An 8,975-nucleotide genomic window follows, 5' to 3' on the forward strand; every position below is an offset into this window, starting at 1 on the left:
GCCGCGCCGGCCGCGCCCGGCTGCCCGGCGGACGCGGCGGAGGCGGGGGACGCGGAGAGGCCGAGGAACGCGGCCAGGGCGATGGTGCCGCCGGTCAGGGCCTGACGACGCGACAGGCCGGCGGCCACCACGTCGTCGAACGTGCGGCGGGGTGCTGACTCCGGATGCGGAGTGTGGTGATCTGGCATGGTCGCCACCCAAGGGAGGTCGGCCCGCAGGAGCGGGGTGCAGGGAGGAGGACCGACCGCGCTCACCGTCCCTCGTGGTCGGGAGGCATACGGCGACGGCCGGCCGTCGCCGGAGCGCAAGGGTCGCCGGCGGGGACTCGCGAAGCTGAACCTAGGTCCACATCAGGGCCCGCAGCCATACCGAACCCGTCTCAACCGTCCCGACCCTCGGTTTGAGACACCGTGAGACAGCGCAGGTGGGAACCGGTTGCGGGCCGGCGGGCATGGTGGAACCTGGATCCGGCGGTCTGCGTATCAGCGAGGACGGCCGGGAGGACGGGACGAGCGGGTGGAGGCGGTTCATGCAGTCGACGCGGGAGCGGCGGGGAGTCTGGTCGAGGGTGGCGGCCGCCCTGGTGCTGGCCACCGGCGGCACGCTCATCGGCAACAGCCGGATCCTGGCGAGCTGGCGGTTCTGCCTGGGCCAGGACCACGAAGCGAACCCGAACCTGGCGCTGGCCACGGAGCTCTGGTGGGTCTTCACGCTCGGCGCGCTGCTGGTGCTCGGCGCGCTGCTGGGCCGCCTGCCGAGGGGGCGCCGCTACCGGTTCCCGGTCCAGCTCGTCGCCGCCGTCGTCCTGACCTGGCTCTACGTGACCGGGATGGGGGCCCGGCGCCGGTGCTGCCAGGGCAGCCGCCGGAGTCGGTGTGCCGGGTGCTGCCGTCGTTCCCCTTCACGGGCTGAGCAGCCCGGGTGGCCGCGTACCGGCCCCGGCCGTGGTCGCTGTCCGGCTGTGGGTCGCCGCCCGGTCCGACGGGCCGTACGCGAAAACGCTCGGCCGGGAGATTCCGGCCGAGCGTTTCGTCAGTCCCCTGCGCGACGGATCGTCAGCAGGTCAGCACGTTCCACGGGGTGGCGTAGAAGTCCAGCTTGGACCAGGTGTTCGGGCCGACGATGCCGTCGGGCTTGAGACCGGCGCAGGTCTGGAACTTCCGCACCGCGGCGAGGGTGTTCTTGCCGAACTGCCCGTCGACGTCCAGGTTGAAGGGGGTGGGGAAGAGGGTGGAGGAGGCGTTCAGTTCGCACTGCATGGACTTGACCTCGTTGCCGGAGTCGCCGTAGCTGAGCTCGGGCTGGTTCCAGCTGTACTGGCCGCAGTCCGAGCTCTGGGCCGAGGCGCTGCCGGCGGTGGCCACTCCGAAGCCGACGGCCAGGGCGGTGGTGAGGACGACGGCCGTGAGCTTGTTGCGCATGTTGGTTCCGTTCGACAGCTGGGTGATCGTTCGGGGCGTACCGGCCCCAGGGGTGGGGCCGCGACTACACGCACCAGACGGGGGTGGTGCCCTGGTTGCTCTGGTAGTCCAGCTTGGCCCAGGTCAGCGGGCCGACGATGCCGTCGGGCTGGAGACCGGTGCAGGTCTGGAACTTCTGCACCGCGGCGAGGGTCTTGGGGCCGAAGTACCCGTCGACGTCCGGGCCCATGTATGCGAGGGAGTTGTAGAGCTCGCACTGCAGGGCCTTGACCGCGTCACCGCTGTCGTCCTTGGAGAGCTCCGGCTCGCTGGTGCTGTAGCCGCCGCAGAGCTGGCTCGGGGACGTCGCGGCCGAGGCGCTGCCGGCGGTGGTCACACCGAAGCCGGTGGCCAGGAGGGTGGCGATCGCAACGGCCGCAAGCTTGTTGCGCATGGTTCTTCCTTCGGGACAGGTGAGGGGGAGGACTTGGTCGGGCCGGATCAGCAGAGGTAGTTCGCCGCGGTGTCGATGTCGCTCTGGTAGTCCAGCTTGGCCCAGGTCAGCGGGCCGACGATGCCGTCGGGGTCGAGGTGGGCGCAGCCCTGGAACTTCTGCACGACGGCGAGGGTGTTCTTGCCGAAGACCCCGTCCACCTGCAGACCGGCGCCGCGCACGCTGTAGTTGAGCTCGCACTGCAGGGCCTTGATCTCGGGGCCGGAGTCGCCGTAGCTCACCTCCGGCTCGTTGTCGCTGCTGAAGCCGTAGGAGCTGCACACGGCGGGGGTGCTGGCGGAGGCGGTGGTGGCGGTGCCGACCCCGAGGCCGGTGAGCATGACGGCGCCCGCGACGGCGGCGGCGATCCTGGTGCGCATGGGAGTTCTCCTTCAGGAGGGCAGGCGAATGGGCCCGGGGCGGGTGGCCCCGGGTGACAGTGGTGGATCCGGCGCGGGTGACGGTCGGTGTCACCCGCGCGTGGGGGTGGGTCAGGCGGTGACGTGGTACCAGTAGCCGCCGGTGCGCAGGGTGACGTAGTGCACGTTGGTGCCCGTCTCCTTGGCCTCGTACATCATGTCCGCGCCGGTGGCGGGGTCGGTGCCGGCGTAGAGCACCACGTGCACGGTGTTGTGGGCGTCGGTGCCGAAGTACTCGACGTCGCCCGGCTGGCGCTGGGCCTCGGTGATGGGGGTGAGGTGCTTGTCCAGGGTCTGCTCGGTGGTGTCGCCGCCGTTGGCGAGGTCGATGCCGGCGCCGAACCAGAAGGCGGCCCGGACCAGGCCCGAACAGTCCAGGCCGGCCGTGGTGTTGGCCGGGCAGGGCTGGATCGAGCCGGTGTAGCCGTCGCAGGTGCCCAGCGACGGGCCGGGGCCCTCGCCGCGCAGCGAGTGGCCGCCGCCCCACACGTACGGCACGCCCAGGTAGGACTGGGCCGCGTTCAGGACCCTGGTGGAGTCGATCGGGCCGCTGGGCAGCGGGGCGGGGGTGCCGGTGTAGAGGGCGTTCTTGACGCCGGTGCCGACGATCCCGTCGATGGCCAGGCCCTGTGCGGCCTGGAAGTTGCGTACGGCGGTGTCGGTGGCCGGCCCGAACTGCCCGTCCACGACGAGGCGGCCGGCGTTGAAGGTGTTCAGCATCGTCTGCAGGGTCGAGACGCACTGCCCGCTCGCCCCGGTCTGGAGGTCCCCGCACTGGGTGCGCAGGTCGACGGTGCCGGAGGCGGCGGTGGCTGCCGTGTCGAGCGCCGACTTGGTGGCCGGGCCGACGATGCCGTCCGCGGTGAGGCTGTGCGCGCCCTGGAAGGTGCGCACGGCGGTGGCGGTGGCGGGCCCGAACTGGCCGTCCACGGTGAGGTGGGCGCCGGTCAGGTTGAGCTCCGCCTGGAGCTGGGTGACGCAGCCGTCGGCCTCGCCCTGCGTCAGGTTGGCCGGGCAGGCCGGGGAGGTGATCGGGATCGGGGCCGGCGCGGTCGCGGCGGAGGCGGTGTAGGCGCCGACGCCGGTCAGCGCGGCCGCCAGGGCCAGGCCCAGCGACAAGCGGTGCCGGGCGGGGAGGAGGGTGCTCACAGGAGGGTCTCCGGATCCGTGGTGATGCGTCAGGGGGCGCAGGTGCTGGGCCCCCTGACGCCCGGGTGTGCTCGACGGGCGGGTGCTACTCGAACAGCCCCGAGTCGCTGGGCACAAAGGGGAAGCAGGCCCCGGACTTCCCGCCGTACTGCCGGTCGCCGTGGTACAGGATGTTGTCGCCGGTGAAGGGGCCGACGATGCCGTCCGGCTGCACGTGTTCGAGGGTCTGGAACCACACGACCTGGTCCTTGGTCTGCGGGCCCCAGGTGCTGTCCTCGTCGATGGCCGCCCGGTTGTTCTGCCGGGCGACTTCGTTGATCAGGTGCTGGACGCACCACACCGCCGTGCTGTTGTTGGCGTAGCCGTCGCCTATGTACGACGCGCTCTGGCTGGCGTTGGCGGTCCCGGACAGGCCCAGCAGCGCGGCACCGGCCAGGGTCAGCGCCGCCGCGGCGCGGCCGAAGGACTTCGCGGGCATGTGTCGCTCCTCGCGGTACGGGTGGTCAGGGGCCGTAGGTGGTGGGGATGTACTGCCAGCAGTAGGCGTCGTAGCTGCCGACGTAGTACGGGTCGCCGTCGCTGATGATCGCGTTCCCGGTGAGCGGGCCGACGAAGCCGTCGGGGAGGAGCGACCGGCCACTGAGGAAGGTGTGGGACTGCAGCCACTGGACGGCGGACTTGGTCTGCGGGCCCCAGATCCCGTCCTCCGCCACCGGCGCGGGGTGGTCGGCCTGATTGGTGGTGTTCAGGAAGTGGTTGAGGTTGTGCTGGACGCACCACACGGCGTGGGTGTTGTCGGCATAGCCGTCGCCGAGGGTCGGGGCGCTGGGGCTGGCGCCGGCGGTCCCGGACAGGCCCAGCAGCGCGGCGCCGGCCATGGCCGCCGCGACCACGCCGCGGCCGTAGTTCCTCTTGGTCATGCGTCTGTCCTCCTGCGCCGGATGATCAGGGGCCCTCGACGGTCGGGATGTACTGCCAGCAGGGGGAGCTGGAGGTGCCGACGGAGTCCGGGTAGCCGTCACCGACGATCAGGGATCCGGTGAGCGGGCCGACGATGCCGTCGGCCTGGAGCCACTGGCCGCCGACCATGGAGTCGGTCTGGAGCCACTGGACGGCGGCCTTGGTCTTCGGGCCCCAGATGCCGTCCTCGTCCAGCGGTGCCGGGCGGTTGGTCCGGGTGGTGATGCCGATGAAGTGGTTGAGGTTGTGCTGGACGCACCACACGGCCTGGGAGTTGTTGGCGTAGCCGTCACCGATGTACGGCGCGCTCTGGTTGGCGCTGGCGGTGCCGGCCAAGGCGAGCAGGGCGGCGCCGGCGACGGCGGTCGCGGTGGCGGTCCTGGTGATGCGGGACATGAGGCTCATGGCGTGCTTCCCCCCGGGGAGCGGCGTCGGTTTCGGCTAGTGATCACATCGAGCTGCGGGCAGAACTGTGCCCTACCCGCCGTCCGTGCGGGAGGTGTTTCGGCGTCCCATCGGTCCCAGGGACGTGTCCCACGGCGCGGGCCTGCGGGGTGGGACGCCGTTTCCAGCTGACAGTGAGACACCGGTGGGGGCGAGCACCTTGCGTTCGATACCCCCCATGGGTATAAATGAACTCGGCACCGCCCGATACCCCTCCAGGGTATGAGGGCCCGGCCGCGCACGGACCTCGAAGTACCCGACTGTCGCGAGGAGCAACGATGACCACCCAGGCACCCGCCTCCACGGAGGTGGAACTCTCGATCGGCGGAATGACGTGCGCCTCCTGCGCGGCCCGCATCGAGAAGAAGCTCAACCGGATGGACGGCGTCGCGGCCACCGTCAACTACGCCACCGAGAAGGCGAAGGTCACCTTCGAGGGCGAGGTGGAGGTCGCCGACCTGATCGCCACCGTCGAGGCCACCGGCTACACTGCCGCGCTCCCCGAGCCCCCGGCCGCCGAACCGGCGGGCGCCGAGCGGGCCGAGCCCGCCGACGAACTGGCCCCGCTGCGCCAGCGGCTGTTCACGGCGCTGGCCCTCGCGGTGCCGGTGATCGCGATGGCGATGGTGCCGGCTCTCCAGTTCGACAACTGGCAGTGGCTGTCCCTGACCCTCGCCGCCCCCGTGGTCACGTACGCCGCCTGGCCGTTCCACAAGGCCGCGTTCACCAACGCCCGGCACGGCGCCGCGACGATGGACACCCTGGTCTCGCTCGGTACGGGCGCCGCGTTCCTGTGGTCACTGTGGGCGCTGTTCTTCGGCGACGCCGGGATGCCGGGTATGCGGCACGGCTTCGAGTTCACCATCGCCCGCAGCGACGGCGCGTCCGACATCTACCTGGAGGCGGCGGCCGGAGTCACCGCCTTCATCCTGGCCGGGCGCTACTTCGAGGCCCGCTCCAAGCGCACCGCCGGGGCCGCGCTCAAGGCGCTGCTGGAACTGGGCGCCAAGGACGTGACGGTGCTGCGCGGCGGAGCCGAGGTGCGGATACCGATCGCCGAACTGGCGGTGGGGACGCGCTTCGTGGTGCGCCCCGGCGAGAAGATCGCCACCGACGGCACGGTGGTCGAGGGCGCCTCCGCGGTGGACGCCTCCATGCTCACCGGCGAGTCGGTGCCGGTGGAGGTCGGGGTCGGCGCCACCGTCACCGGCGCCACCGTCAACGCGGGCGGCCGGCTGGTGGTCGAGGCCACCCGGGTCGGCGCGGACACCCAGCTCGCCCGGATGGCCAGGCTGGTCGAGGACGCCCAGAACGGCAAGGCCGCCGCCCAGCGCCTCGCGGACCGGATCTCCGCGGTCTTCGTCCCGATCGTGATCACCCTCGCGGTGGCCACCCTCGGCTACTGGCTGGGCACCGGCGAGGGCTGGACGGCCGCCTTCACCGCCGCCGTGGCCGTGCTGATCATCGCCTGCCCGTGCGCCCTGGGCCTGGCCACCCCGACCGCGCTGCTGGTCGGCACCGGCCGCGGCGCCCAGCTCGGCATCCTGATCAAGGGCCCCGAGGTGCTGGAGTCCACCCGCAAGGTCGACACCATCGTGCTCGACAAGACCGGCACCGTCACCACCGGCCAGATGACCCTGCTCGCCGTGCACACCGTCGAGAACGTCACCGAGGCCGAGGTGCTGCGCCTGGCCGGCGCCCTGGAGCACGCCTCCGAACACCCGATCGCCCGGGCGATCGCCACCGCCGCCGCCAAGGCCGGCGAACTGCCCGCCGTCGAGGGCTTCGAGAACGTGCCCGGCCTGGGCGTCCAGGGCGTGGTGGACGGCCACGCGGTGGTGGCCGGCCGGGAGGCGCTGCTCAACGAGTGGTCGCAGTACCTGCCGCCCGCCTTGGCCGAGGCCAAGCGCGGGGCCGAGTCGGCCGGCCGCACCGCGATCGCGGTCGGCTGGGACGGCGAGGCCCGGGCCGTGCTGGAGGTCGCGGACGCGGTCAAGCCGACCAGCGCCGAGGCCGTCGGCAGGCTGCGCGCCCTGGGACTGACCCCGGTGCTGCTGACCGGCGACAACAGGCTGGTCGCCGAGGCGGTCGCGGCCGAGGTCGGCATCAGGCCGGAGCACGTGATCGCCGAGGTCATGCCGCAGGACAAGGTCGACACCGTCAAGCGGCTGCAGTCCGAGGGCAGGGTCGTGGCGATGGTCGGCGACGGCGTCAACGACGCGGCCGCGCTCGCCCAGGCCGACCTGGGCCTGGCGATGGGCACCGGGACGGACGCCGCGATCGAGGCGGGCGACCTCACCCTGGTCCGCGGAGACCTGCTGGCCGCGGCCGACGCCATCCGGCTCTCCCGCAAGACCCTCGGCACCATCAAGAGCAACCTGTTCTGGGCGTTCGGCTACAACGTCGCAGCCCTGCCGCTGGCGGCGGCCGGGCTGCTCAACCCGATGATCGCGGGGGCGGCGATGGCCTTCTCCTCGGTCTTCGTGGTCGGCAACAGCCTCCGGCTGCGCCGCTTCCGCTGAGCCCGCCCGCTCGACACGCTCCCTCCGCCGGGCCGGTGCCCCGGGACCGACACCGGTCCCGGGGCATCAGCGCGTCCTTAGGCCCTCGGCGCGTCCTGGGTCCCCGTCCGCCTCCCCGGGCCCTCCGCGCGCCCCGGACCAGGACCCCGCAGGCCCCTGGCCGACCGGCGCGAATCAGCCGGAGTTAGAGTCCGGCCCATGGACGAGAACACCGCACTCTGGCACCGGATCGCCGACCTCCTGCCCGACGACGCCGCCCAGGGCGTCAAGGACTGCTGGGCGATCGGCGAGCAGGAGAGCGGGCTCGGACTGCTGGTCGAAGGCCTGCTCGCCCGCCAGATCCCGATCAGCGGTACGGACCGGGCACAGATCTCCGTACTCGCCGAGGAGTGGGGCGAGCGCGAGCGGCTCACCCCCGGGCTGCTGCGCTGCCCGGGCGACGACGCGCCCGCCCCGGTCCGGCTGCTCGACGGCGAGCGCGACGAGGCCGAGGTGGTGACCGGCTGGAGCGAGCCGGAGCTGGCCGACCTGGTGCTGGTGCCGTGGATCGGCTGCACCCGCTGCGGCCGGATCCTGCTGCGCGCCCACCGCTGGGAGGCCTGGGACGACTTCTCGTACCTCGCCGAGCACTACGTGATCAGCACCCCGGACGGGGACCGGGCGCTGCGGATCCTCCCGCAGGACGCCGCCGGCGCGGCCTTCGCCGAACTCCTGCACGGCTGCCCGCAGGAAACGCCTCAGCTCTCCTCCGGCAGCTCCACCGCCTGCCAGCGGTAGGCCGCGTCCTCCTGCCACACCTGCAGCTCGCCCTCCACCACCGCCGCCAGGCACAGCCGCCAGTCGTCCCCCATGGCGAGGGCGACCCGGGTGGCCGGGCGCAGGGTGGGCCGCCACCAGCGCGGGCGCCGGGAGGCCCCGCCGGGTGGCAGCCGGAGCCGGACGCCGCCCGCGCCGGCCAGGGCGACGGTGGGCCCACCGCGGTGGCCGATCATGGCGATGCCGAGGGAGAGCTCCCCGTCGCCGATCTCCGTACCGGGCCCGGAGCCGGCCGGGCCGAGGGTGTGCAGCTGGGCGGAGCCGTCCGGCCGGAGGGTGGCGGCCTGCGGTCCGGCGGAGGTGCGGGCCAGGGCCCCGGCGCGCAGGGTGCCGGGCGGGCCGAGCGGGACGGGCCGTTCCCCCGAGCCGGGCCGCCAGCTGAGCACCCGTTCGCGGTGTTCGACCAGCAGCAGCCAGGTGCCGGGCCGTTCCTCCTCGGCGGCGAGCACCCGGTCGGCGGGGCAGCCGGGGTGTTCCTGGCCGGTGAGGGTGAGGCCGGGGGCCCAGCGGTAGGAGCGCAGGCCGCCCGCGGCGGCGGTCCACACGGTGAGCTCGCCGGCCGCGCCGACCGCCCCGGCCAGGCCGCTGATCCCGCGGGCCGCCTCCCACCAGCCGGCCGCGGTGCCGACCCACAGGGTGCCGGAGCGGTCCTCCGCGCAGACCACCAGCTCGCCCTGGCGCCCGGCCCAGCCCGCCGCCAGCTCGCGGACCGCGCCGGGGCCCTGGCCGGCGGGCAGCCGGTGGTCGGTACGGCCGGGGCCGGCCAGTGCGG

General features: G+C 73.2%; 11 protein-coding genes. 2 read left to right on the forward strand and 9 right to left on the reverse strand.

The annotated features are described in order from the left end of the window. The 8 genes from BG452_RS23155 to BG452_RS23190 form a co-directional block, all read right to left on the reverse strand. A partial coding sequence (locus BG452_RS23155; RefSeq protein WP_188306274.1) for a hypothetical protein occupies window positions 1-188 on the reverse strand: 188 nt, incomplete at its 3' end. Between the two features lie 867 nt (window positions 189-1,055). After that, window positions 1,056-1,421, reverse strand: coding sequence for a peptidoglycan-binding domain-containing protein (locus tag BG452_RS23160; RefSeq protein WP_188306275.1), 366 nt, complete (start codon window positions 1,419-1,421; stop codon window positions 1,056-1,058). Window positions 1,422-1,485: 64 nt separating this feature from the next. After that, window positions 1,486-1,854 (reverse strand): peptidoglycan-binding domain-containing protein, encoded by a 369-nt coding sequence (locus BG452_RS23165; RefSeq protein WP_188306276.1) that lies wholly within the window; start codon window positions 1,852-1,854, stop codon window positions 1,486-1,488. A 47-nt stretch (window positions 1,855-1,901) separates the two neighbouring features. After that, window positions 1,902-2,273 carry a peptidoglycan-binding domain-containing protein gene (locus BG452_RS23170; RefSeq protein WP_188306277.1) on the reverse strand — a complete coding sequence of 124 codons (372 nt, stop codon included), beginning with the start codon at window positions 2,271-2,273 and terminating at the stop codon, window positions 1,902-1,904. Window positions 2,274-2,384: 111 nt separating this feature from the next. Then, a complete protein-coding gene (locus BG452_RS23175) occupies window positions 2,385-3,461 on the reverse strand; it encodes a peptidoglycan-binding protein (protein WP_317621185.1) in 1,077 nt (358 codons plus the stop codon). 85 nt (window positions 3,462-3,546) lie between these two features. After that, entirely contained in the window at window positions 3,547-3,939 is a 393-nt protein-coding gene (locus BG452_RS23180) for a peptidoglycan-binding domain-containing protein (protein ID WP_188306279.1), read from the reverse strand. A 25-nt stretch (window positions 3,940-3,964) separates the two neighbouring features. Next, window positions 3,965-4,381, reverse strand: a complete 417-nt coding sequence (locus BG452_RS23185; protein WP_188306280.1) for a peptidoglycan-binding domain-containing protein — start codon at window positions 4,379-4,381, stop codon at window positions 3,965-3,967. 25 nt (window positions 4,382-4,406) lie between these two features. After that, a complete protein-coding gene (locus tag BG452_RS23190) occupies window positions 4,407-4,826 on the reverse strand; it encodes a peptidoglycan-binding domain-containing protein (protein ID WP_188306281.1) in 420 nt (139 codons plus the stop codon). Window positions 4,827-5,143: 317 nt separating this feature from the next. On the opposite strand from BG452_RS23190, the gene BG452_RS23195 reads away from it, so the two are divergent. Then, on the forward strand, window positions 5,144-7,387 hold the full coding sequence (locus BG452_RS23195) for a heavy metal translocating P-type ATPase (protein WP_188306282.1): 2,244 nt from the start codon (window positions 5,144-5,146) through the stop codon (window positions 7,385-7,387). A 198-nt stretch (window positions 7,388-7,585) separates the two neighbouring features. Further along, complete coding sequence (locus BG452_RS23200; RefSeq protein ID WP_188306283.1) at window positions 7,586-8,164, forward strand: hypothetical protein; 579 nt, start codon at window positions 7,586-7,588, stop codon at window positions 8,162-8,164. On the opposite strand, the gene BG452_RS23205 is transcribed toward BG452_RS23200, so the two are convergent. Next, window positions 8,125-8,975 (reverse strand): hypothetical protein (locus tag BG452_RS23205; protein ID WP_411292998.1); only part of this gene is annotated, 851 nt, incomplete at its 5' end. The genes BG452_RS23200 and BG452_RS23205 overlap by 40 nt on opposite strands.

Origin of the sequence: Streptomyces sp. CBMA123 (assembly GCF_014596465.1) — a bacterium.
Lineage (GTDB): Bacteria > Actinomycetota > Actinomycetes > Streptomycetales > Streptomycetaceae > Kitasatospora.